General features: G+C 60.4%; 19 protein-coding genes. 8 read left to right on the forward strand and 11 right to left on the reverse strand.

Annotation, left to right across the window (positions count from 1 at the left end):
* Positions 1-42 precede the first annotated feature (42 nt).
* Positions 43-798 carry a substrate-binding periplasmic protein gene (locus ATH90_RS01745; RefSeq protein WP_098465596.1) on the forward strand — a complete coding sequence of 252 codons (756 nt, stop codon included), beginning with the start codon at positions 43-45 and terminating at the stop codon, positions 796-798.
* On the opposite strand, the gene ATH90_RS01750 is transcribed toward ATH90_RS01745, so the two are convergent.
* The 5 genes from ATH90_RS01750 to gpmI all read right to left on the reverse strand — a co-directional run bounded on the left by ATH90_RS01750 (position 751) and on the right by gpmI (position 7,172).
* Entirely contained in the window at positions 751-1,989 is a 1,239-nt protein-coding gene (locus ATH90_RS01750) for a Vps62-related protein (RefSeq protein ID WP_098465597.1), read from the reverse strand. The two genes, ATH90_RS01745 and ATH90_RS01750, sit on opposite strands and share 48 nt — an antisense overlap.
* Positions 1,990-2,088: 99 nt before the next feature.
* Positions 2,089-2,862 carry a divergent polysaccharide deacetylase family protein gene (locus ATH90_RS01755; RefSeq protein ID WP_098465598.1) on the reverse strand — a complete coding sequence of 258 codons (774 nt, stop codon included), beginning with the start codon at positions 2,860-2,862 and terminating at the stop codon, positions 2,089-2,091.
* Between the two features lies 1 nt (position 2,863).
* Positions 2,864-4,180: a S41 family peptidase gene (locus ATH90_RS01760; RefSeq protein WP_012721751.1), complete on the reverse strand. Its 1,317-nt coding sequence runs from the start codon at positions 4,178-4,180 to the stop codon at positions 2,864-2,866.
* A gap of 31 nt (positions 4,181-4,211) precedes the next feature.
* The gene (locus tag ATH90_RS01765; protein WP_098465599.1) at positions 4,212-5,507 is read right to left on the reverse strand and encodes a murein hydrolase activator EnvC family protein; all 1,296 of its coding nucleotides are present in this window, start codon (positions 5,505-5,507) and stop codon (positions 4,212-4,214) included.
* A gap of 138 nt (positions 5,508-5,645) precedes the next feature.
* The gene (gene gpmI, locus ATH90_RS01770) at positions 5,646-7,172 is read right to left on the reverse strand and encodes a 2,3-bisphosphoglycerate-independent phosphoglycerate mutase (RefSeq protein WP_034108756.1); all 1,527 of its coding nucleotides are present in this window, start codon (positions 7,170-7,172) and stop codon (positions 5,646-5,648) included.
* A gap of 151 nt (positions 7,173-7,323) precedes the next feature.
* Between gpmI and ATH90_RS01775 the strand changes: the two genes are divergently transcribed.
* From ATH90_RS01775 to secB, 3 genes are read left to right on the forward strand one after another with little or no spacing between them, the layout of a single operon-like run.
* The gene (locus tag ATH90_RS01775) at positions 7,324-7,737 is read left to right on the forward strand and encodes a rhodanese-like domain-containing protein (RefSeq protein ID WP_034108758.1); all 414 of its coding nucleotides are present in this window, start codon (positions 7,324-7,326) and stop codon (positions 7,735-7,737) included.
* A 1-nt stretch (position 7,738) separates the two neighbouring features.
* A complete protein-coding gene (gene grxC, locus ATH90_RS01780) occupies positions 7,739-7,993 on the forward strand; it encodes a glutaredoxin 3 (RefSeq protein ID WP_033896917.1) in 255 nt (84 codons plus the stop codon).
* A gap of 42 nt (positions 7,994-8,035) precedes the next feature.
* The gene (secB, locus tag ATH90_RS01785; RefSeq protein WP_010213875.1) at positions 8,036-8,515 is read left to right on the forward strand and encodes a protein-export chaperone SecB; all 480 of its coding nucleotides are present in this window, start codon (positions 8,036-8,038) and stop codon (positions 8,513-8,515) included.
* 120 nt (positions 8,516-8,635) lie between these two features.
* Here secB and ATH90_RS01790 read toward each other — a convergent pair whose 3' ends face one another.
* Positions 8,636-9,091 (reverse strand): tRNA (cytidine(34)-2'-O)-methyltransferase, encoded by a 456-nt coding sequence (locus tag ATH90_RS01790; protein ID WP_003171120.1) that lies wholly within the window; start codon positions 9,089-9,091, stop codon positions 8,636-8,638.
* Between ATH90_RS01790 and ATH90_RS01795 the strand changes: the two genes are divergently transcribed.
* Positions 9,090-9,530, forward strand: a complete 441-nt coding sequence (locus ATH90_RS01795; protein WP_034108763.1) for a hypothetical protein — start codon at positions 9,090-9,092, stop codon at positions 9,528-9,530. The two genes, ATH90_RS01790 and ATH90_RS01795, sit on opposite strands and share 2 nt — an antisense overlap.
* A gap of 619 nt (positions 9,531-10,149) precedes the next feature.
* Here the strand turns inward: ATH90_RS01795 and ntrC are convergent.
* The 4 genes from ntrC to glnA form a co-directional block, all read right to left on the reverse strand.
* Positions 10,150-11,586 (reverse strand): nitrogen regulation protein NR(I), encoded by a 1,437-nt coding sequence (ntrC, locus tag ATH90_RS01805; protein ID WP_069021257.1) that lies wholly within the window; start codon positions 11,584-11,586, stop codon positions 10,150-10,152.
* Positions 11,583-12,668, reverse strand: a complete 1,086-nt coding sequence (gene glnL, locus ATH90_RS01810; RefSeq protein WP_032890142.1) for a nitrogen regulation protein NR(II) — start codon at positions 12,666-12,668, stop codon at positions 11,583-11,585. The genes ntrC and glnL overlap by 4 nt, the downstream gene beginning before the upstream one ends.
* Positions 12,669-13,055: 387 nt before the next feature.
* Positions 13,056-13,592 carry a chorismate mutase gene (locus tag ATH90_RS01815; RefSeq protein WP_098465600.1) on the reverse strand — a complete coding sequence of 179 codons (537 nt, stop codon included), beginning with the start codon at positions 13,590-13,592 and terminating at the stop codon, positions 13,056-13,058.
* 149 nt (positions 13,593-13,741) lie between these two features.
* Positions 13,742-15,148, reverse strand: coding sequence for a type I glutamate--ammonia ligase (gene glnA, locus ATH90_RS01820; protein WP_016979133.1), 1,407 nt, complete (start codon positions 15,146-15,148; stop codon positions 13,742-13,744).
* Positions 15,149-15,481: 333 nt separating this feature from the next.
* Here glnA and thiI point away from each other — a divergent pair, with 333 nt between their 5' ends.
* Positions 15,482-16,936 carry a tRNA uracil 4-sulfurtransferase ThiI gene (thiI, locus tag ATH90_RS01825; RefSeq protein ID WP_034108769.1) on the forward strand — a complete coding sequence of 485 codons (1,455 nt, stop codon included), beginning with the start codon at positions 15,482-15,484 and terminating at the stop codon, positions 16,934-16,936.
* Positions 16,937-17,075: 139 nt separating this feature from the next.
* Entirely contained in the window at positions 17,076-18,896 is a 1,821-nt protein-coding gene (gene typA / locus ATH90_RS01830) for a translational GTPase TypA (RefSeq protein ID WP_034108771.1), read from the forward strand.
* Positions 18,897-19,083: 187 nt separating this feature from the next.
* Here the strand turns inward: typA and ATH90_RS01835 are convergent, their stop codons facing one another.
* On the reverse strand, positions 19,084-19,518 hold the full coding sequence (locus tag ATH90_RS01835; RefSeq protein ID WP_017529542.1) for a YkgJ family cysteine cluster protein: 435 nt from the start codon (positions 19,516-19,518) through the stop codon (positions 19,084-19,086).
* Between the two features lie 239 nt (positions 19,519-19,757).
* Between ATH90_RS01835 and ATH90_RS01840 the strand changes: the two genes are divergently transcribed.
* Positions 19,758-22,208, forward strand: coding sequence for a glycogen/starch/alpha-glucan phosphorylase (locus tag ATH90_RS01840; RefSeq protein ID WP_034108775.1), 2,451 nt, complete (start codon positions 19,758-19,760; stop codon positions 22,206-22,208).
* Positions 22,209-22,396: the final 188 nt, after the last annotated feature.

A 22,396-nucleotide genomic window follows, 5' to 3' on the forward strand; every position in this document is an offset into this window, starting at 1 on the left:
CAGAGGCACTCTCTGCGCTTGCCATGGATTCCGGTAACCTTCATGTTCAAACACCTGCTGCTCGCTCTCGCCAGTACCTCCCTCCTTTTGGCTGGCCCGGCTCACGCCGATGAACCGTCTGATGCCTCCCTGGTGTTGCTGACGGAAAACTTCCCGCCCTACAACATGGCGAAAAACGGCAAGAACTTCGCCAAGGACGAGAACATCGAAGGCATCGCCGTGGACATCGTGCGCGAGACCTTCAAGCGTGCAGGCATCCCCTACAACCTTACCCTGCGTTTCCCTTGGGAGCGGATCTACAAGCTCGCCCTGGAGAAACCCGGCTATGGCGTATTCGTCATGGCCCGCCTGCCAGACCGCGAAGCACTGTTCAAATGGGTCGGCCCCATCGGCCCGGATGACTGGGTCTTGCTGGCCAAGGCTGACAGCAAGATCCAACTGAACGACCTTGAGCATGCCCGCCGCTACAAGATCGGCGCCTATAAGGGCGATGCCATCGCCGAGACCCTGGAGAAGCAGGGCCTCAAGCCGGTGGTGGTGCTGCGTGACCAGGACAACGCGCAAAAGCTCATGGAGGGACAGATCGACCTTTGGGCCACTGGCGACCCGGCGGGCCGCTACCTGGCGCGCCAGGTCGGGGTGACCGGGCTCAAGACCGTGCTGCGCTTCAACAGTGCCGAGCTGTACCTGGCACTGAACAAGAACGTGCCGGACGAGCTGGTGGCCAAGCTGCAGGCCGCCCTGGATCAACTACGAGACGAGGGTGTTATCGCCGACATCATGGGGCGCTATCTCTAGGGCGCTGCCAGCGGAGGCGCGCTCGGCAGGCTCATGGAAGTGCAGTTTCACCTCGCTGTAGTAGCCAAGTTCGGGGCCCGACTGGCTGCCATCCTTGCGCAACAGCGTGTAGTCGCTCCTGGTGATGTAGCCATCGACATATTGGTGGGCGGGTACATGCACAATGACCTCGGCCATCGTCAGGTTCCCCCAGCCGCGAGCGGAAAGGCCATGGGCGAACTCGCCGTCGAGCCTGGCAGAGAAGCTCAGCAGCGACATTGGGATACTCGCTGCCCAACTACTGACCATCTCGATACCGGTCACCGTTTTGAGTTGCGATGAATGCTCACCGCTTTCACCCCTTGGGCTGTTCCAGCTGACAAGCTTGCTGCTGTCTGTTTCGTTGCGCTCGCTGGCGAATAAGGCATGCCGGTCGGTTCGCTCCAGCCTGTAGAGCGGGGAGCGTTGCAATTGCTCCACGGGGCTCAGTTCAGCGTCCTTGACCGTAAACCACGGCAACTCGTAGGTGCTGGGTGCGCTCGCCGGCCCTGGGCGCCAGTGTGCCTGCTGGGGAGCCAAGGGGGAAACGTGCAGTGCCAGCACCGTGCGCAGGGCGTAAGCCGTCAAGGGTGTGGCCGGTTTCGAATAGGCGGGAGCCCCGGCAAAGGTGCCGGGAGCCAGCAGCGCCTCTCCGGGAGAGGCCTGCGGAGGAGCGACCGTCCAGGCGCTGAAGGAGGTGTGGGCGCCGCTGCCTTTATCGTTCCAGATCAGGGCATCGAGCTGGGAAGCGACCACGAGGTCTTCGCGAATGCACCGAAGGGTGCTGCGTGGCGGCTTGTCATTGCCCACACCGCACACCAGGCCCATCGCCACGTAGCCGTTGGGTGCAATCGGCCGCCAGACCGAACAGGCGGTACGCACCCTTGGCCCTGAGTGCTTCCAGACCAGCTCGAAGTCATCGGGCATGCGCAGTGCCGTGCCGTTGGCCTTGTCCACTTCGCTGACCACCGCGACGATTTTGTGCTGGTTGATGTTCTGATAGTCACCCACCGCCACGTCGCCCAGGGAATAAAACGGGGTCAGGTTGTCGGCGCTGGTGCTCGGTCGCCAGAAGGTCACGGCCTGCCTGGCGCGAGTGCCTTTGTCATTCCAGAGTTGGGTGAATTCCGTGGTGAAGCTGATCAGCAGGTCTTTGTATTTAAGCGGTTCCATAGGTTTTCCCGATGCCAGAAGTGCACTGTCGTGACGTGGCGCTATCGCCACGCATGCAGGCACTATTCGGGAGTTTGGAAGGGCGCGAGTGGTAATTATCTAGCGATAGGTGCCGTCTTTGCCGTGACCGGCCATGGCGCGATTGCTGCGCACACTGATCATCAACTTGATGTCGATCCATTCAACGCCCTGGGCCTTGAGCTTGGGCAGCTCACGCTCCAGCACCGCCAGGGTTTGCGGGTAGGGATGGCCGATCATCACCGCCGAGCCCTGCTTGTGGGCCAGCTTGATCGCCGTTTGCAGTTGGGTGGTGATCGCCGCTTCAGTGCGCTCGTCATCGAGGAACACATCCCGCGAGACACTGGCCAAGCCGATCTTCTGCGCTTCGGCCGCGGCGACGGTCTGCGCGCTGGTACGGCTGTCGACAAAGAACTTGTTGCGCCGTTGCAGTTCGGCCATCAACCAAGCCATGGCCTGCGGTTGCGCGGTCATGCGGCTGCCCATGTGGTTGTTGATGCCGGCGGTGTAGGGCACGGCCTGGAACGCGGCGTCGAGGCGCTTGCCGAGTTCTTCGATGGGCAGCTCGGGGTGCCAGGCGAACGGCCCGGTCGCCGGGTCCATGGGCATGTGCAGGATCACGATCTTGCCAGCCTTGTGCGCTTCGCGGGCGAATTCGGCAGCATGGGGCGTGTCGGGCATGATTGCCGTGGTGACCGGCCCGGGCAGGGCGAGCACGCGCCGATCCCTGGGCAGGTTTTGCCCAAGGTCGTCGATGATGAGGGTCAGGTAGGCTTTGTGGGACTCGCCGGCAGGTGTCGCGTGGGCGACGCCTGCCAGGCTGCACAGCACAGCGATGATCAGGGCAAAACGCATATCAACGGCTGCGGGTGATGCTCAAGCCCTTGAGCAGGCTAAGCGCCTGGGCCAGCTGGTAGTCATCATCCTGCGGCATCGGCTTGGCTTTCTTGCCACTGCCGGTTGGCTGGTCGGCGCCGCCGTTGCCATTGCCCAGGTGACCCTGCAGGTCTGCCTCTTTGTAGTACTCGCTGTCGATCTCGTTGGTGATCTTGGCCTTGCGCACCTCGATGTCCGGCACGATGCCCTGGGCCTGGATCGAGCGCCCGTTCGGCGTGTAATACAGCGCAGTGGTGATCTTCAGCGCGCGCTCGTTGTTCAGCGGCAGTACGGTTTGCACCGAGCCTTTGCCGAAGCTGGTGGTGCCCATCAGCACGCCGCGCTTCTGGTCTTGCAGGGCGCCGGCGACGATCTCCGACGCCGAGGCGCTGCCGCCGTTGATCAGCACGGCCAGGGGCACGTTTTCACTCAGGTCGTTGCCGGTGGCCGAGAAGCGCAGCTCGGAGTTGGCGATACGGCCCTTGGTGTACACGATGAGGCCCTTGGTGATGAAGTGGTCGACCACTTCCACCGCCGACTGCAGCACGCCGCCTGGGTTGTTACGCAGGTCGAGCACGATGCCGCTGAGTTTCTTGCCGTTGTCCTTGCGCAGCTTGGCCAGCGCCTTGGCCACTTCGTCGCCGGTCTTGACCTGGAACTGGGTAATGCGGATGTAGCCGTATCCGGACTCCAGCAGCTGGCTCTTCACGCTCTTGACCACGATGGTGGCGCGGGTCAGCGTTACGTCGAAGGGGTTGCCGCCGTCGCGTACCAGCGTCAGGGTGATTTTCTGGCCGATCTTGCCGCGCATCTTGTCGACGGCTTCGGTCATGGTCTGGCCACGGGTCGGCTGGCCGTTGATCTTCACAATGAAGTCACCCGCCTGGATACCGGCCTTGGACGCCGGGGTGTCGTCGATCGGCGAGACCACCTTGATGTTGCCGTCTTCGGCGCCGACTTCAATGCCCAGGCCGCCGAACTCACCGCTGGTGCTTTCCTGCAGCTCGGCGAAATCTTCCGGGCCCAGGTAGGCGGAGTGCGGGTCGAGGTTGCTGAGCATGCCCTTGATGGCATTTTCCAGCAGGGTCTTGTCGTCTACGGGTTCGACATAAGCGGCCTTGATCCGGTCCATGACCTCGGCAAAGGTGCGCAGCTCGTCCAGCGGCAACGGCGCCTTGGTGGTCGCGGCCGTGGCGGCGGGTGCAGCCGGTGCGGCCTGGTCGGCGAATGCCAGAGGCGCGCCGATCACCAGGGCGATCGTCAGGGCCAGCGAAGTGAGGCGGGACAAATGCAGCATGTCGAACGAACTCCTAATGTAGATGCGACCCTTATCCTTGGGTTCTGCACCATTGTGCAGGGTCGCTTGGGCGGCCCTGCTGACGAATAGCGAAGTACAACGCCGGAGTGTCCTGGCCACCACTGTTACCGACAGTGGAGATGGATTCACCGGCTTTTACAACATCACCTGCCGACTTGAGTAAAGTCTGATTGTGGCCGTAAAGACTCAAATAGCCATTACCGTGGTCCAGAATGACCAACAAACCGGCGCCGCGCAGCCAATCGGCAAACACCACACGCCCGCCATGCACCGCATGGACCTGGCTGCCAGCGGAGGCGCTGATCATCACCCCATCCCACTTGGCGCGGGTGTCATCGCCACGGGTTTCCCCAAAGCGTGCCAGTAGTCGACCATCAACCGGCCATGGAAGTTTGCCGCGCGCTGAAGCAAAAGGCCCACCGAATGACTCACCGGCGCTGGAAACCAGCGGTCCAGGGGCTGCACGCACCGGTTTACGGGGTGCAGGGGCGTCCGAGGTGGCAGCCAACTCGGCCTCACGCTGGCGCTTTTTTTCGGCTTCCTGCTGGGCGATCAGTGCTTTCTGCCGCGCCTCCTCGGCCTCACGTGCCTGGCGGGCCAGGGTTTCCTCGATGGTCTTGAGCACCTTGGCCAGGTCGGCCTGGTCCTGCTCGCGGGCTTGCAGCTTGGCGTCGCGGGCCTTCACATCGTCATTGAGCTTGGCCAGGGCCAGCTGGCGCTCCTTGCGCACCTTGTCCAGTTCGTCGCGCTGGGTATCCAGGGCGCTTTTCTGGTCCTGCAACTGAGATTGCTGGTTGGCGATTTCCTGTTCGACGTTGACCAACTGGCGCAAGGTCTCGTTGAAGCTTTTCAACTGCTCCATCCGGGCCTTGCTCAGATAATCGTAGTAGGTCAGGGTGCGGGCGAATTTTTCTGGGTTCTGCTGGTTGAGCAGCAGCTTCAGGTATTCCTGGCGGCCGTTCTGGTAGGCCGCGCGGGCCTGGATCGCGATCAGGCGTTGCTGTTCAACGCGGGCGCTCTGGAGTTTTTTTTTCTCAGCGTCGAGTCGCTCCAGTTCCGACTCGCTCTTCTTTAATTCTTTTTGCAGCTCCTGGACTTGCTTCTCGAGCTTGCCCATTTCGGTTTCCGTACCGCGCAGGTCTTTCTGCACCCCGGATTTCTCTTCCTGGAGCTTGCCGAGCAGTTTTTTCAGCTCGGTAATGTCCTGACGCGTAGCGTCCAACTGTTGTTGGGTTTGTGCGCGCTCATCGGCAAACGCCGGTTGGAGCAGGCAGACAAGAGCAAGGGTAATCAAGGCGCGAAGCATAGAGGCGGGCGACACCAGGGAAAGGGACGGCCTAGTATGCCCGCCAAGCGCGGCAAAAAAAACGCCTCAAGGCCAACTGCTTTGAGGCGTTCGTCATAAAAAGCCGTTTAAGGCGATTTAATCGCTTGGTTTAAGGGCTTAAACCAATATCGAAGTGCCAGTCATTTCCACAGGCTTCTCCATTCCCATCAGCATCAGCATGGTCGGCGCCACATCCGCCAGCACGCCACCTTCACGCACCTTGAAGTCGCGTTTGCCGACATAGATGAACGGCACCGGCTCGGTGGTGTGGGCCGTGTGGGCCTGGCCGGTGGATTCATCGGACATTTGCTCGCAGTTGCCGTGGTCGGCGGTGATCAGCGCTTCGCCGCCGACTTTCTCGAGGGCGTCGACGATGCGGCCGACGCACAGGTCCAGGCATTCCACGGCCTTGGTCGCGGCCTCCAGGTTGCCGCTATGGCCGACCATGTCGCCGTTGGCGTAGTTGACCACGATCACGTCGTAACGCTGGTTGTCGATGGCGTCGACGATCTTGTCGGTGACTTCCGGTGCACTCATTTCCGGCTGCAGGTCGTAGGTGGCGACCTTTGGCGATGGAATCAGGATGCGCTCTTCACCCGGGAACGGCTCTTCACGGCCGCCGGAAAAGAAGAAGGTCACGTGGGCATACTTTTCGGTTTCGGCGATGCGCAGCTGGGTCTTGCCGTTTTTGGCCAGGTAGTCGCCCAGCACGTTGTCCAGGCTGCTGGCGGCAAAGGCGGCGGGGGCCGGGATGCTGGCGGCGTACTGGGTCAGGCCCACGTACTGCACCTTCGGCTGGCGAGCGCGCTCGAATTCCTTGAAACCGTCTTCGACAAACACACGGCTCAGCTCGCGTGCGCGGTCGGCACGGAAGTTCATGAACACCACGGCGTCGCCGTCTTCTACCTTCACCGGCTCACCAATGGTGGTGGCCTTGACGAATTCGTCGCTCTCGCCGCGGGCGTAGGCGGCTTCCAGGCCTTCCTGGGCGGTGGCAGCGTTGAACTCGGCCTGGCCGTCGACGATCAGGTTGTAGGCCTGGGAGACGCGGTCCCAGCGGTTGTCGCGGTCCATGGCGAAGTAACGGCCCACCAGGCTGGCAATACGGCCTTTGCCGAGGGCGGCGAAGGTGGCGTCGAGCAGTTCGATGGACGATTGTGCGCTTTTAGGCGGCGTGTCACGGCCGTCGAGGAAGGCGTGCAGGTAGATCTTGTCGGCGCCGCGCTTGAAGGCCAGTTCGGCCATGGCGACCAGGTGGTCCTGGTGGCTGTGGACGCCGCCATCGGACAGCAGGCCCATGAAGTGCACGGCCTTGCCAGCCGCCACTGCTTTATCTACCGCGGCGCATATGGTCGGGTTCTCGAAGAACTCGCCATCGCGGATCGCTTTGGTCACTCGCGTGAAGTCTTGATATACCACTCGTCCGGCGCCGAGGTTCATGTGGCCGACTTCCGAATTGCCCATCTGGCCGTCCGGCAGGCCCACATCCATGCCCGAGCCAGAGATGAGGCCGTTGGGTACGGTGGCGGTCAGGCGATCGAGTACGGGCTTCTTGGCCGCGTATACCGCGTTGTCGTGGTGGCTTTCACTGTGTCCGAAGCCATCGAGAATTATCAGGACCAAAGGTTTAGGCGTCGTAGTCATAGATCCTCTCGCGGCGGTAATAAAGGAAGACAATTGAAAAGGGAGTGGCAGTTTAAAGCGAAGTTCCGACCACGTCACCGCTTTACGGGGGTTGGCCCCCCCTGACGGCTGTGTATACTTACCGCCATTTTAACGCCCTGGAACCTCCTTGATGGTTGATCACCTGATTGCATTTGCCACTGCCCACTACCTGCTCGTGGGTGCCTTCGTCATCCTGCTGGCGCTGCTGATCGCTCACGAATTGAGCCGCGGTGGCCGCAGCCTGAGCACGGCGGAGCTGACCGCGTTGGTCAACAAGGATGAGGCCGTTGTCGTGGACATCCGCCCGGCCAAGGATTTTGCTGCCGGCCATATCGTCGGTGCCCTGAACATTCCGCAGGACAAGCTGATCGCGCGCCTGGCCGAGCTGGAAAAGCACAAGGCCAAGACCATCATCCTGGTCGACGCCCAAGGCCAGCATGCCGGCACCCACGCCCGCGAAATGCTCAAGACCGGCTTCACCGCCGCCAAGCTGTCCGGTGGCATCAGCAGCTGGCGCGCCGATAACCTGCCGCTGGTGAAGTGATATGAGCCAGGTTGTCGTGTATTCCAGCGATTGGTGCCCCTACTGCATGCGGGCCAAGGCCCTGCTGGAGAAAAAGGGCGTTGCCTTCGAAGAAATCAAGGTCGACGGCAAACCCCAGGTGCGTGCTGAAATGGCCCAGAAGGCGGGGCGCACGTCCGTGCCGCAGATCTGGATCGGCGCCAGGCACATCGGTGGTTGCGACGACCTGTTCGCCCTGGAGCGCGCCGGTAAACTCGATGCGCTGCTGCTCGTCTGACTCCTAAACCCTAAAAGACCCCAAGATCAAGAAGGATCTGCGATGACTGACCAACAGAACACCGAAGCAGCAGAAGCCCAAGCTCCACAGTTCTCGCTGCAGCGGATCTACGTGCGTGACCTGTCGTTCGAAGCGCCGAAAAGCCCGGCCATCTTCCGCCAGGAATGGACCCCAAGCGTTGCGCTGGACCTGAACACTCGCCAGAAGGCACTGGAAGGCGACTTCCACGAAGTCGTACTGACCCTGTCCGTTACCGTCAAGAACGGCGAAGAAGTGGCCTTCATCGCTGAAGTGCAGCAGGCCGGTATCTTCCTGATCCAGGGCCTGGACGAAGCCTCCATGAGCCACACCTTGGGTGCGTTCTGCCCGAACATCCTGTTCCCATATGCCCGTGAGACCTTGGACAGCCTGGTCACCCGTGGCTCGTTCCCTGCGCTGATGCTGGCTCCGGTGAACTTCGATGCCCTGTACGCCCAAGAGCTGCAGCGCATGCAACAAGAAGGTTCGTCGACGGTTCAGTAAGTCGACGCGGTAAAAAATGTGGGAGCGGGCTTGCTCGCGAATGCGGTACTTCAGTCGATATCTTCGTCGACTGACACACTGCTTTCGCGAGCAAGCCCGCTCCCACATTTGTTTGCAGTGTTATTTAAAACCCAGCTGGCGCCAGCCTTCGTAAACCGCGACGGCCACGGTGTTGGACAGGTTCAGGCTGCGACAACCCTCGCGCATCGGCAGGCGCAGGCGGTGGCCGTCGGGCAGGGCGTCGAGGACCTCGGCTGGCAGCCCGCGGCTTTCCGGGCCGAACAGGAAGGCGTCGCCTTCGGCAAAGCTGGCATCATGGAACGGCCGCGAACCCTTGGTGGTGAACGCGAACAGCCGTGGGTGCCCCAGGCTTTCCAGGCAACTGGCCAGGTCAGCGTGGCGCTTGAGCGTGGCGTACTCGTGGTAGTCCAGCCCGGCACGGCGCAGGCGCTTGTCGTCCATGTCGAAGCCCAGGGGCTCGATCAAATGCAGGTGGCAGCCGCTGTTGGCGCACAGCCTGATAACGTTGCCGGTATTCGGCGGAATTTCTGGTTGAAAAAGGATGACGTGAAACATGCACGGCTCCGAAGGCAAAGATGCGCTGCATTCTACCCCCGAAGAGGACCCAAGGCCGAAGCTTATGCCACGGGTCATGGGCTCATTGGCAATCGTTGGCTTGATGGTGGGCCTGATGATCGGCCGCCTCACCACCCCGGACCCGGTCGAGCTGCAACAGGTCGAGACAGCGGCGGAGGGTGTAGTGGTGTGGTTCAACAGCGAGCCCAAGCTGCACGGCGAGCATATCGACGGTACCGTGGCGCTGCTGTTCGACGCGCAAGGCAAGGCGGCCAGTGGGCAACTCAAGGTCAATGAAAAGGACGTGAACTGGCGCGTGCGCAAGACCGATGGTGGCCTGCTGCTCAACCTGGTAGCGGCCCGGCCGTTGCGTGGGGAGTGGAAGGGCGAGAAGGCCGATGGCCGCTGGCGGCTGGAGATCCATCTCCAGGAGCAATAAAAGAGGGAAGCCCCGGCCTGCCTGTACCAAGGTCCCCAAAACGGGCTGGGGCTATGGGCGCAGTGCCACATAAGCCCCGGGTGTAAAGAAGGGAGTTCCCGGCCTGCCTGTACCAGGGCTCCCAAAACGGGGTGAAGCCTGAAGGCTTCGGTGTTAAAGAGGGAGTCCCCGGCCTGCCTGTACCGAGGTTCCCCAAAGCGGTGTGGAGCGCGACGCGATTCGCATCAAGCACCCCGGGTGTAAAGAGGGGATTCTCGGCCTGCCTGTACCAAGGTCCCCGAAACTGGGTAGTACGAGGGTTATTGCAGGGCGCGTGCCAGAGTCGCCAGGTTGTGCCAAAAAATTTTCCCCAGAAAGCGCAAAGCCCCGGAATACGGGGCTTTGGTGTTTTGGGCGTTCAGGTTTATTTCACCACCGACGGGGTTTCAGGCGCTGGGTCCATGCCCGATGCTAGTTCATGGTGCATTGAAGCGGTGCACAGGACTGCAGCGTTGTGGCGATTCAAACGTGGGCGCGGGCTTGCCCGCGAAGGCGCCGGACCAGTCGATACATCTGTTGACCGATACACCGCCATCGCGGGCAAGCCCGCGCCTACATTCAAGTTCAGTGGGTCTGAGATTCAGCCCTCATCGCCTTCATCATCATCCCCACCATCGACCTTCATCCCCAGCTCCTTGATCTTGCGCGTCAGGGTATTACGCCCCCAACCCAGCAACACGGCGGCGTCGCGGCGGCGGCCAGCGGTGTGCTTCAAGGCAGTCTCGATCATGATCCGCTCGAAAGCCGGCACTGCACTGTCCAGCAAGCTCGACTGGCCGCGTGCCAGGGCCTGGTCGGCCCATTGGCGCAACGCCTGCTCCCAGTTCGTCACAGGCGCAGAGTCCTGCGGCAGGCTCAGCAGCTCCGGTGGCAGATCGCTGATATGCACTTCGCGCCCGGACGCCATCACGGTGATCCAGCGGCAGGTGTTCTCCAGCTGGCGCACGTTACCCGGCCACGGCAGGTTCTTCAGGTATTCCTCGGTCTCGCTTTTCAGCAGCTTCGGCTCGACGGCCAGCTCCTGGGCGGCGCGGCTGAGGAAGTGGCGGGCCAGGGTAGGAATGTCTTCACGACGATCCGACATGCGCGGAATGTGGATGCGGATCACGTTGAGGCGGTGGAACAAGTCCTCACGGAATTTGCCCGCATGCACCAGGGTTTCCAGGTTCTGGTGGGTCGCCGCGATGATGCGCACGTCAACCTTGACCGGTGTGTGCCCGCCCACGCGGTAGAACTCGCCGTCCGCCAGCACCCGCAGCAAGCGGGTCTGGGTATCGGCCGGCATGTCGCCGATTTCATCCAGGAACAAGGTGCCGCCGTCCGCCTGTTCAAAGCGGCCGCGACGCAGGTTGGCCGCACCGGTGAAGGCGCCTTTCTCATGGCCGAACAGCTCGGACTCCATCAGATCCTTGGGAATCGCTGCCATGTTCAGTGCGATAAACGGCGAGGCCGCCCGTGGGCTGTGGCGATGCAGGGCGTGGGCGACCAGTTCTTTACCCGTACCGGACTCGCCATTGATCAGCACGGTGATGTTGGAATGGCTCAAGCGCCCGATGGCGCGAAACACTTCCTGCATCGCTGGCGCTTCGCCTATGATTTCCGGGGTGCGGGTCAGGGCCGGTGGGGCTTCCTGGTTCTGTTGTTCCTGGGCGTGCTGGTTGGCGCGCTTGACCAATGCCACCGCCTCATCCACGTCGAACGGCTTGGGCAGGTATTCAAAGGCTCCGCCCTGATAGGACGCGACAGCGCTGTCCAGATCCGAGTGCGCGGTCATGATGATCACCGGCAAGCGCGGGTGCTGCTCGCGAATCCGCGCCAGCAAGTCCAGGCCACTGGCGCCGGGCATGCGGATGTCGGAGATGATCACGTCAGGCTGCTGGCGCGCCAGCCGGCTCATTACCCCGTCGGCGCTGTCGAAGCTCTGGGTGGTCATGCCTTCCTGTTGCAAGGCTTTCTCGAGGACCCAGCGGATAGAACGGTCGTCATCGACGATCCAGACAGTTTCACTACGGCTCATGTCGATGGGGCTCCTTGTTCCAGAGGCAGAAAGATCGAGAAGGTGGTGTGGCCAGGATGGCTCTCACATTCGATCAGACCCTGGTGCTGGCTGATGATGTTCTGGGTAATGGCCAGGCCCAGCCCGGTACCGTCCGGGCGGCCGCTGACCATGGGAAAGAAAATGGTTTCCTGCAGTTCCGCAGGAATACCCGGGCCGTTGTCGATGATCTCGACCTTGGTCACCAGGCGATGGCGCACATGGCCGATGGTGAACTGGCGCAGGGCGCGGGTGCGCAGGCTGATGCGGCCCAGGCGCAGTTCGTTCTGGCTGCTGATGGCCTGCATGGCGTTGCGGACGATATTGAGCACCGCCTGGATCATCTGTTCGCGGTCGATCAATACGTCGGGAATGCTCGGATCGTAGTCACGCACCAAGGTGATGCAGCCCTGGCTTTCGGCTTCTACCAGATGGCAGACGCGCTCGAGCACCTCGTGCACGTTGGTCATCGCCAGGGACGGCAGCTTGTTGGAGCCGAGCATGCGATCCACCAGGTTACGCAGGCGATCGGCCTCCTCGATGATGACGTTGGTGTAGTCCTTGAGGTTCTCGTCCGGCAGTTCGCGGGCCAGCAGTTGCGCCGCGCCGCGAATACCACCAAGCGGGTTCTTGATCTCATGTGCCAGGCCGCGCACCAGCATCTTGCTGGTTTCCTGTTTGGACAACTGCGCTTCTTCCTTGGTGATGCGCAGCAGGCGGTCGCGGGGGTGCACTTCCAGCAGCAGCAGGGTGGCGCCGTTGCTGAGGATCGGAGTCACGGCGTAGTCGACGGTCAGCGTCTGTCCGGTGAGGGCGGTGAGCATCGCTTCGCGTTTGGTGAACGGGTGTGCCTGCTCCACCGCCTGGCGCAATGAGCTCAAGGCTTCGGCCGACTCGGTGAACAGTTCGCTGATGAATTGCCCATGGCTGCGCTGACCGCTGATGGCCAGCAGCATCTCCGCCGCCGGGTTCATGTACTCAAGGCGCAGGTCGTCATTGAGCAGGATGGTCGCGGTGGTCAGGTTGTCGAGTAACAAACGGTGCAGTGCATCGCTGATGGTCATCAGGACCTCTTTTGGAGCAACGCGCGGGCTTGAGGCACACGCTGATACAAGGAAAATGCAAAAACCAAACCAAGGCTCCGAAAAGAAGCGCGCAAGCCTTGAAATGGAGGTTTTAGGCGCGAAACTGTGGCGTTCTGCCAGCTTGGTCGGGAAGTTTCGAACCAAAATGGGCTGGGCAGGTGGGAAGGGTGCAAGTCATTGCACCAATATAGTGCTGATTTGCGCAGGTTGTTCAGGAAGGCGTTGAAGGTGCAGCTGAATCCGCCCCATCCAAACGGGGGGAAAGGGCTTGATCGCGAAAGCGGTGTTTCAGTGGATGCATGGGTGACTGGCAAGCCGCTTTTGCGGGCAAGCCCGCTCCCGCAGTGTTGACTGGGTTTGCAACGTTTAACCTTTGTGGATGCACAGCTCGGCGGTGGCGCGGATCATTGCCAGTTGGCGCAGTGGATCGTTCAGCGGCTCATGCACGGCTGTGGCAAGCCATGCGGGGCACTGCGGGTCGGCACGTTGCGGGGTAAAGTCGGCCAACTGTTGCAGCAGGCGTTTTTGCAGTTCATCCAGCTGCGGCCGAATCTGTTTGATCAGGTCCGGGCGTGGGTCGTCCGGCGCCTTGCCTTGGAACTGCCAGTCGGAAAGATGAGTGTATTGCACCAGCTTGTTGGCCTCGATCTGCGCCGAAAAGAACTGCTCGGCGGCGGCCGGGTCCAGCATGTAGGTTGGCGCCTGGGCGCTAAGGCTGGCGATCACCTCCTGTTCGCGCTTTTTATCTTCCACCGGCTTTTTACTGTCCCATTTGCTCAGGGCTACCTGGTCGGCAATCTCCAGGCGTTCGGCGATGCTGTTGAGCAGCGGCTCCAGGGTGGGCGGCGCAGCACTGGCACTGGCACTGACGAACAACAGAGCGAACACAAGTCGACGTTTCAAGGATGATCTCCTGTGGGGGCGGGGCTTGCCCGCGATGGCGCAGTAGCAGTCAATACAATAGATGCCTGGCGCGGCGCAATCGCGGGCCAAAAAAAAGACCTCCCGAAGGAGGTCTTTTTCATCGCGCCACGTTAAGCAGCGCTACTGGATCAGCAGCTGTAGTACAGCTCGTATTCCAGTGGGTGTACGAAGGTACGTACTTTGATTTCTTCTTCGCTTTTCAGGCCGATGTAAGCGTCGATGAAGTCGTCGCTGAACACGCCGCCTTTGGTCAGGAACGCACGGCCCTTGTCCAGCTCTTCCAGGGCTTCTTTCAGGCTGCCACACACTTGCGGGATCTCTTTGGCCTCTTCAGGCGGCAGGTCGTACAAGTTTTTGTCGGCGGCATCGCCAGGGTGGATCTTGTTCTGGATACCGTCCAGGCCGGCCATTACCAGGGCAGCGAAGGCCAGGTACGGGTTGGCTGCTGGATCCGGGAAGCGGGCTTCGATACGGCGAGCACGCGGGCTGGACACGTAAGGAATACGGATCGAGGCGGAACGATTGCGAGCCGAGTAGGCCAGCATTACCGGAGCTTCGAAACCTGGGACCAGACGCTTGTAGGAGTTGGTCGACGGGTTGGTGAAGCCGTTCAGGGCCTTACCGTGCTTGATGATACCGCCGATGAAGTACAGGGCGGTGTCGGACAGGCCGGCATAACCTTCGCCAGCGAAGGTGTTCTTGCCATCTTTGGCGATGGACAGGTGAACGTGCATACCCGAACCGTTATCGCCATACAGAGGCTTAGGCATGAAGGTAGCGGTACGGCCGTAGGCAACGGCAGTGTTGTGTACGCAGTACTTCAGGGTCTGTACTTCGTCAGCCTTGGCAACCAGGGTGTTGAACTTCACACCGATTTCGTTCTGACCGGCAGTGGCCACTTCGTGGTGGTGCACTTCGATGACCAGGCCCATGTCTTCCATCGCGTTGCACATGGAGGTACGGATTTCGTGGTCGTGGTCGAACGGCGGAACTGGGAAGTAACCACCCTTGATACCTGGACGGTGGCCATGGTTGCCGCCTTCCACGTCCTGGTCGGACATCCAGGAGCCTTGTTCGGAGTAGATCTTGAACATGGAACCGGAGATGTCGGACTTGAACTTCACTTGGTCGAAGATGAAGAATTCTGGCTCTGGGCCCACGAATACGGTGTCACCGATACCGGTCGACTTCAGGTATTCCTCGGCACGCTTGGCGATCGCACGCGGGTCGCGGTCGTAGCCTTGCATGGTCGACGGTTCGATCACGTCGCACACCAGGATCAGGGTCGGCTCTTCGGTGAAGGGGTCCAGTACGGCAGTGCTGTCGTCCGGCATCAGGATCATGTCGGAAGCTTCAATGCCTTTCCAGCCAGCGATGGAGGAACCGTCGAACATTTTGCCTTCTTCGAAGAAAGCTTCATCCAGCGCGTCGCGAGCCGGCATGGTCACGTGGTGCTGAGTGCCTTTGGTGTCCGTGAAGCGCAGATCAATCCATTTAACGTCATGATCTTTGATGAGTTGAACCGACTTCGACATAGTGTCCTCCGGGTGGCTTCGGGCTGGGTAGTGGAGTTAGCCCTTAGAATGTGGGTGATGCCGGCGCGGATACTCCGCCATGGCAACCTGCCTCACAAGAGAGCAAATTGCATGCCAGTGCGCCAACATGGGTTTTCTGCTCCAAAAACGCCCCTATAAAGGTGCATTACGACAAAAGCCCAAAAATAGCGCACCTCAATGTAGCGTAAAGGTGCGCAAATGCACCTATTTAGTGCGTTGCGCGTGCTGTGCATATTAACTGGTTAAACCTTGAGCGATTTCCGCTATAATCCGCGCCCCCCTTTTTCAGCAGGCCCGGCGCGCGCTGTTTCCATGAAATTAATCGTTAAAGTCTTCCCCGAGATCACCATCAAAAGCCGACCGGTACGGACGCGTTTCATCCGTCAGTTGGCCAAGAACATCCGTGCCGTGCTCCGCGATCTGGACCCGGCTGTGGTGGTGAACGGCGTGTGGGACAATCTCGAGCTGGAAACCCGCATTACCGAGCCCAAAGCCTTGAAGGACATGACCGAGCGCCTGAGCTGCATGCCGGGCATCGCGCATTTCCTGCAGGTGGATGAGTACCCGTTGGGTGACTTCGACGACATCACCGAGAAGTGCAAACAGCACTACGGTGGCGAGCTGGAAGGCAAGGTCTTTTCGGTGCGCTGCAAGCGCGCCGGCAAGCACACTTTCAGCTCAATGGACGTCGAGAAATACGTCGGCAGCAAGCTGCGTCGCGAGTGCGGCGCGGCTGGAATTTCCCTCAAGGCACCGCAAATTGAAGTGCGCATGGAAATTCGCGACCAACGGTTGTTTGTCATCCACAGCCAGCACAACAGCATCGGCGGCTACCCGCTGGGCGCCCTGGAACAGACCCTGGTATTGATGTCTGGCGGTTTCGATTCTACGGTGGCGGCCTACCAGATCATGCGCCGCGGCCTGATGAGCCACTTCTGCTTCTTTAACCTGGGCGGGCGTGCACACGAATTGGGCGTGATGGAAGTCGCGCACTTTATCTGGAAGAAGTACGGCAGCTCGCAACGCGTGCTATTTGTAAGCGTACCGTTCGAAGAAGTGCTGGGCGAAATTCTCGGCAAAGTCGATAACGGTCATATGGGCGTGGTATTGAAGCGTATGATGTTGCGCGCTGCGTCCCGAATCGCCGATCAATTGCAGATCGACGCGCTGGTGACCGGTGAGGCGATCTCCCAAGTGGCCAGCCAGACACTGCCGAACCTGTCGATTATCGATTGCGTCACCGAGAAGCTGGTATTGCGCCCGCTGATCGCGAGCCACAAGCAGGACATCATCGACCTGGCAGAACAGATTGGCACCGCCGATTTTGCCAAGCACATGCCTGAGTACTGTGGCGTCATCTCGGTGAACCCAAAGACCCACGCCAAGCGTCCCCGCGTGGAGCATGAAGAGAAAGAATTCGACATGGCGATTCTGGAGCGTGCGCTCGAGAACGCCAAGCTGGTCCCGATCGATCGTGTGATCGACGAACTGGGCCAGGACATCAAGATCGAAGAAGTCAGCGAAGCCCTGGCGGGCCAGATCGTCATCGACATCCGTCACCCGGATGCCGCTGAAGATGAGCCGCTGGAAATCGCCGGCATCGACGTACAAACGCTGCCGTTCTATGCACTGAACGCGCGTTTCAAGGAACTGGATAACAGCCGTCAGTACCTGCTGTATTGCGACAAAGGCGTGATGAGTCGCCTGCATGCCCACCATTTGCTCAGTGAGGGGCATGCCAATGTGCGCGTTTATCGACCGAGCTAAGAGCCCGGGGCTGTTTGCCTGTGGCCTGCGTCACCGGCCCCCCGACTCTGCCGTCAAGCTGTAACGGCAAGGCCTGACTCTACTGTTAATCGCTGCCACGACCTGTCAGCACACCGAATCCTCTGATCGAGATACACAAGTGATCGAAAATCTACGTAACATCGCCATCATTGCTCACGTTGACCATGGTAAAACCACCCTGGTAGACAAACTCCTGCGTCAATCCGGCACCCTGGAGCGCAACGAGCTCAACGACGAGCGCGTGATGGACTCCAACGACCAGGAAAAAGAGCGCGGCATTACCATCCTGGCTAAAAACACCGCTATCAACTGGAACGGCTACCACATCAACATCGTGGATACCCCGGGCCACGCCGACTTCGGCGGCGAAGTAGAACGCGTAATGTCGATGGTTGACTCCGTTCTGCTGCTGGTTGACGCTCAAGACGGCCCTATGCCGCAAACCCGTTTCGTGACCAAGAAGGCTTTCGAAGCCGGCCTGCGTCCGATCGTGTGCATCAACAAGGTTGACCGTCCAGGCGCGCGTCCGGACTGGGTTCTGGACCAGATCTTCGACCTGTTCGACAACCTGGGTGCTACCGAAGAACAGCTGGACTTCAAAGTCGTCTACGCCTCGGCCCTGAACGGTATTGCCGGTCTGGACCACACCGACATGGCCGAAGACATGACCCCGCTGTACCAGTCGATCGTCGACAACGTACCTGCGCCGGCTGTTGACCGTGACGGTCCGTTCCAGATGCAGATCTCCGCACTGGACTACAACAGCTTCCTGGGTGTTATCGGCGTTGGCCGTATCGCTCGTGGTCGCGTCAAGCCAAACACCCCGGTTGTCGCTATCGGCGCCGACGGCAAGAAGCGTAACGGTCGTATCCTGAAGCTGATGGGTCACCACGGTCTGCACCGTGTGGACGTTGAAGAAGCGGCTGCCGGCGACATCGTGTGCATCAGCGGTATGGACTCGCTGTTCATCTCCGACACCCTGTGCCACCCGGACGCGGTAGAGGCGATGAAGCCTCTGACCGTTGACGAGCCAACCGTTTCCATGACCTTCCAGGTAAACGACTCGCCTTTCTGCGGTAAAGAAGGCAAGTTCGTGACCTCCCGTAACATCAAGGAGCGTCTGGACAAAGAGCTGCTGTACAACGTTGCACTGCGCGTTGAAGAAGGCGACTCGGCTGACAAGTTCAAGGTTTCCGGCCGTGGTGAGCTGCACCTCTCGGTACTGATCGAAACCATGCGTCGCGAAGGCTTCGAAATGGGCGTTGGTCGTCCGGAAGTGATCATCCGTCAGGTTGACGGCGTGAAGCAGGAACCGTTCGAAAACGTCACCATCGACACCCCTGAAGAATCCCAGGGCAAGGTCATGGAAGAGATGGGCCTGCGTAAAGGCGACCTGACCAACATGGTGCCGGATGGCAAAGGCCGTGTGCGTCTGGAATACAACATCCCTGCTCGTGGTCTGATCGGTTTCCGTAACCAGTTCCTGACCCTGACCAACGGTGCTGGCATCCTGACCTCGATCTTCGATCGCTACGACACCATGAAGTCCGGCGACATGTCCGGCCGTCAGAACGGTGTTCTGGTATCGGTAGAAACCGGCAAGGCGCTGACCTACTCCCTGGAAACCCTCCAGGCACGTGGCAAGCTGTTCGTTGAACACGGTCAAGAGATCTACAACGGTCAGATCGTTGGTCTGAACAGCCGTGACAACGACATGGGCGTCAACCCAACCAAAGGCAAGAAGCTCGACAACATGCGTGCTTCGGGTAAAGACGAAACCATCGCTCTGGTTCCACCTGTTCGCTTCACCCTGGAACAGGCCCTGGAATTCATCCAGGACGACGAGCTGTGCGAAGTCACGCCTAAGTCGATCCGCCTGCGTAAGAAGATCCTGGACGAAGGCGAGCGTACCCGCGCTGCCAAGAAAGCCAAGAACTGAGTTAACTCAGGCTGAATGAAAAACGCCCCCGGTCGAAAGGCCGGGGGCGTTTTTTTATGTTTGGGTTTTTGTGTTTACTGTGCTGGCCTCATCGCGGGCAAGCCCGGCTCCCACATTGGAATGCATTCCAAATGTGGGAGCTGGCTTGCCTGCGATAGGGCCCTCAAGAACCCTGCAAAAATCTGGATCAGAACTTGTCGAGGGTCTTGAACTTCGTCTCGCGCACCACTTCCTTCGGCTTATAAGCGCAATACCCCGGGCGCGGCCCGATTTTCGGGTGGTTGCGGCAAGTATCCGGGCGCTTGTCATAAATAGTGCAGAAGCGCGTCTTACGATCCAGGTACAGGCAATCGTTGTTGCTCATGCGCTGCAGGGTAAAGATCTCGGATTTGGAATTGAAACGCTCGACGATGCCTTCCTTCTGCAAGCGCTTAGCGATGTTCTTCGGCGGGTCGCCACGCTCGAATTCATCGACGATGCCGATGCGGATCAGGTCCTTGATCTTCACTTCGACCGGCAGCGTGCAGCAGCTGGACACGCAACCGCCGCACATATGCGCGGAGTATTTCTGCCACGTTTCAAGTCGGTCGAGTTCCGCGGCGGCGATCAATTGAGGCTTCATCAGGGTTCCAAAGGTGGGGCTGTATCCGGGCGCGCGATCATACCGGGATTGGTGATTTTTTGAACAATATTTTCAGGTTTTCAGCTCAAAGGTTTGCGCTCGGGCTGATCGGGCACGACCCCTGCATCTAATTCATGCAATGGTGAATGAGTTAAAAAACTGCCGAACCAGAGCGTCTACCGTCTGTCAGACCGTCTAGGCTCTAGCAACTCCTTCTATCTCGCCCGAGGTCGCAATTGATGTCTCAGGAACCACTTGCACGAGAAGCAGAGGTAGCCGCATTTCGCGATGCCGTCTTGACCAAGCTCACCTACGCGGTGGGCAAGGACCCGGATCACGCCTTTGACCATGACTGGTTCGAAGCCATTGCCTTGGCCGCCCGCGACCAGATGGTCGACCACTGGATGGACCATACACGGCGTATCTACCGTAAAGGCCAGAAACGGGTTTATTACCTTTCCCTGGAGTTCCTCATTGGCCGCTTGCTCTACGACAGCCTGAGCAACCTTGGCGTGCTGGAAATCGCACGCGAAGCACTGTCCGAGCTGGGCGTCGACCTCGAGCGTATCCGCTTGCTGGAGCCCGACGCGGCGCTCGGCAACGGTGGCCTGGGCCGCTTGGCGGCGTGCTTCATGGAAAGCATGTCGACCCTGGGCATTGCTGGCCATGGTTATGGCATTCGTTATGAGCATGGCTTGTTCCGCCAGGCGATTGTCGATGGCTGGCAACAGGAACAAACCGAACGCTGGCTGGATTTCGGCAACCCGTGGGAGTTTGAGCGGGCCGAAGTGATTTACCCGATCGGCTTTGGCGGCAGCGTCGAAACCCTCGCTGACGCGTCCGGCAAGATGATCCAGGTGTGGTCACCCAACGAAACCGTCAGGGCTGTGGCCTATGACACCCCGGTGGTCGGCTGGCGTGGCGCCAGCGTCAACACCCTGCGCCTGTGGCGTGCCCGTGCGGTCGAAGATTTGCACCTGGAGCGCTTCAACGCCGGTGACCACCTGGGTGCCGTCGCCGAAGTGGCGCGTGCCGAAAGCATCTCCCGAGTGCTGTACCCGGCCGATAGCACCGAAGCGGGGCAAGAGCTGCGCCTGCGCCAGGAGTATTTCTTCGTCTCCGCCTCCCTGCAGGACTTGCTGCGCCGTCACAAGAACATGCACGGCTCAGTGCTGAGCCTGGGCGAGCATGCCGCCATCCAGCTCAACGACACCCACCCGTCTATCGCCGTGGCCGAGTTGATGCGCCAACTGGTCGACCTGCACGACATTCCGTGGGAAGCCGCGTGGGACGTGACCGTCGAAACCCTGTCGTACACCAACCACACGCTGCTGCCCGAAGCGTTGGAAACCTGGCCGGTCGGCTTGATGGAGCGCATGCTGCCCCGGCACATGCAGATCATCTACCTGATCAATGCCCAGCACATCGACTCGCTGCGCGCCAAAGGCATCCACGACTTTGACGTGCTGCGCGCGGTATCGCTGATCGAAGAAGACAACGGTCGCCGTGTGCGCATGGGTAACCTGGCGTTTCTCGGCTCCCACAGCGTCAACGGCGTGTCCGGCCTGCACACCCAACTGATGCGCAGCACGGTGTTCTCCGAGCTGCACAAGCTGTACCCGGAGCGCATCAACAACAAAACCAACGGCATCACCTTCCGCCGCTGGTTGTACCAGGCCAACCCGAAGCTCACGTCCATGCTGGTGGAAGCACTCGGCCCGGACATTCTCGACAAGCCCGAAGAGCGGCTGGTGGAGCTTGAGCCGTTTGCCGAGAAACAGACGTTCCGCAAGGCGTTTGCCGAACAGCGTCTGCACAGTAAGCGTGCACTGGCGGACATCATTCACGAGCGCCTGGGCATTGCGGTCAACCCGGCGGCGATGTTCGACGTGCAGGTCAAGCGTATCCACGAGTACAAGCGCCAACTGCTCAACCTGCTGCACACCGTGGCGCTGTACCAGGCGATCCGTGCCGAACCGGGCACTGATTGGGTGCCGCGCGTGAAGATTTTCTCCGGCAAGGCGGCGGCCAGCTATCACCAGGCCAAGCTGATCATCAAGCTGACCAACGACATCGCCCGCACGGTCAATAACGACCCGACGGTGCGCGGTTTGCTCAAGGTGGTGTTCCTGCCCAACTACAACGTCAGCCTGGCGGAAAGCATCATTCCGGCGGCGGACCTGTCGGAGCAGATCTCCACGGCCGGCTTTGAAGCCTCGGGCACCAGCAACATGAAGTTCGGCCTCAACGGTGCGCTGACCATCGGCACCATGGACGGCGCCAACGTGGAAATGCACGAACGCGTGGGTGCAGAGCACATGTTTATCTTCGGTCTCAGTGCGCAGCAGGTGGAAGCCCGCAAGCATGCGGGTGAATTCAATGCCGGGCCCGACATCGCCGCCTCCCATCGTCTCAACGATGTGCTGCAAGCGATCCGTGGCGGGGTATTTTCGCCGGATGACCCGGGCCGATACGTGGGACTGATCGACGGGCTGATCGACTATGACCGCTTCCTGGTCTGTGCCGACTTCGATTCGTACTGGGACGCCCAGGCGCGGGTCGAGGCGCATTGGCACGACTCCAAGGCGTGGTGGCGTTCGGCGGTGCTCAATACCGCGCGCATGGGCTGGTTCAGCTCTGACCGTACGATCAGGGAGTACGCGACCGAGATCTGGAAAGCCCTCGACTGAACATCGCTGACCTGAACATGTGTGCGGGCTTGTGTGGGCGCTGGCTTGCCTGCGATAGCATCACCTCGGTGTGACAGATACACCGAGGTGTCTGCATCGCGGGTACGCCCGGCTCCCACACACGCCCGCTTCCACATGGGGTGCGCGTCGATATACTAGGCCTCGGTTTGCCCGCTTCGGGCTGCTTA

Origin of the sequence: Pseudomonas lurida (assembly GCF_002563895.1) — a bacterium.
Taxonomy (GTDB): Bacteria; Pseudomonadota; Gammaproteobacteria; order Pseudomonadales; family Pseudomonadaceae; genus Aquipseudomonas; species Aquipseudomonas lurida.

Excerpts from the sequence above, each read along its gene's own strand:
- ATH90_RS01745 (WP_098465596.1), top strand. The coding sequence starts at position 43 with ATGTTCAAACACCTGCTGCTCGCTCTCGCCAGTACCTCCCTCCTTTTG.
- ATH90_RS01750 (WP_098465597.1), bottom strand. The coding sequence starts at position 1,989 with ATGGAACCGCTTAAATACAAAGACCTGCTGATCAGCTTCACCACGGAA.
- ATH90_RS01755 (WP_098465598.1), bottom strand. The coding sequence starts at position 2,862 with ATGCGTTTTGCCCTGATCATCGCTGTGCTGTGCAGCCTGGCAGGCGTC.
- ATH90_RS01760 (WP_012721751.1), bottom strand. The coding sequence starts at position 4,180 with ATGCTGCATTTGTCCCGCCTCACTTCGCTGGCCCTGACGATCGCCCTG.
- ATH90_RS01765 (WP_098465599.1), bottom strand. The coding sequence starts at position 5,507 with ATGCTTCGCGCCTTGATTACCCTTGCTCTTGTCTGCCTGCTCCAACCG.
- gpmI (WP_034108756.1), bottom strand. The coding sequence starts at position 7,172 with ATGACTACGACGCCTAAACCTTTGGTCCTGATAATTCTCGATGGCTTC.
- ATH90_RS01775 (WP_034108758.1), top strand. The coding sequence starts at position 7,324 with ATGGTTGATCACCTGATTGCATTTGCCACTGCCCACTACCTGCTCGTG.
- grxC (WP_033896917.1), top strand. The coding sequence starts at position 7,739 with ATGAGCCAGGTTGTCGTGTATTCCAGCGATTGGTGCCCCTACTGCATG.
- secB (WP_010213875.1), top strand. The coding sequence starts at position 8,036 with ATGACTGACCAACAGAACACCGAAGCAGCAGAAGCCCAAGCTCCACAG.
- ATH90_RS01795 (WP_034108763.1), top strand. The coding sequence starts at position 9,090 with ATGCACGGCTCCGAAGGCAAAGATGCGCTGCATTCTACCCCCGAAGAG.
- ATH90_RS01790 (WP_003171120.1), bottom strand. The coding sequence starts at position 9,091 with ATGTTTCACGTCATCCTTTTTCAACCAGAAATTCCGCCGAATACCGGC.
- ntrC (WP_069021257.1), bottom strand. The coding sequence starts at position 11,586 with ATGAGCCGTAGTGAAACTGTCTGGATCGTCGATGACGACCGTTCTATC.
- glnL (WP_032890142.1), bottom strand. The coding sequence starts at position 12,668 with ATGACCATCAGCGATGCACTGCACCGTTTGTTACTCGACAACCTGACC.
- glnA (WP_016979133.1), bottom strand. The coding sequence starts at position 15,148 with ATGTCGAAGTCGGTTCAACTCATCAAAGATCATGACGTTAAATGGATT.
- thiI (WP_034108769.1), top strand. The coding sequence starts at position 15,482 with ATGAAATTAATCGTTAAAGTCTTCCCCGAGATCACCATCAAAAGCCGA.
- ATH90_RS01835 (WP_017529542.1), bottom strand. The coding sequence starts at position 19,518 with ATGAAGCCTCAATTGATCGCCGCCGCGGAACTCGACCGACTTGAAACG.
- ATH90_RS01840 (WP_034108775.1), top strand. The coding sequence starts at position 19,758 with ATGTCTCAGGAACCACTTGCACGAGAAGCAGAGGTAGCCGCATTTCGC.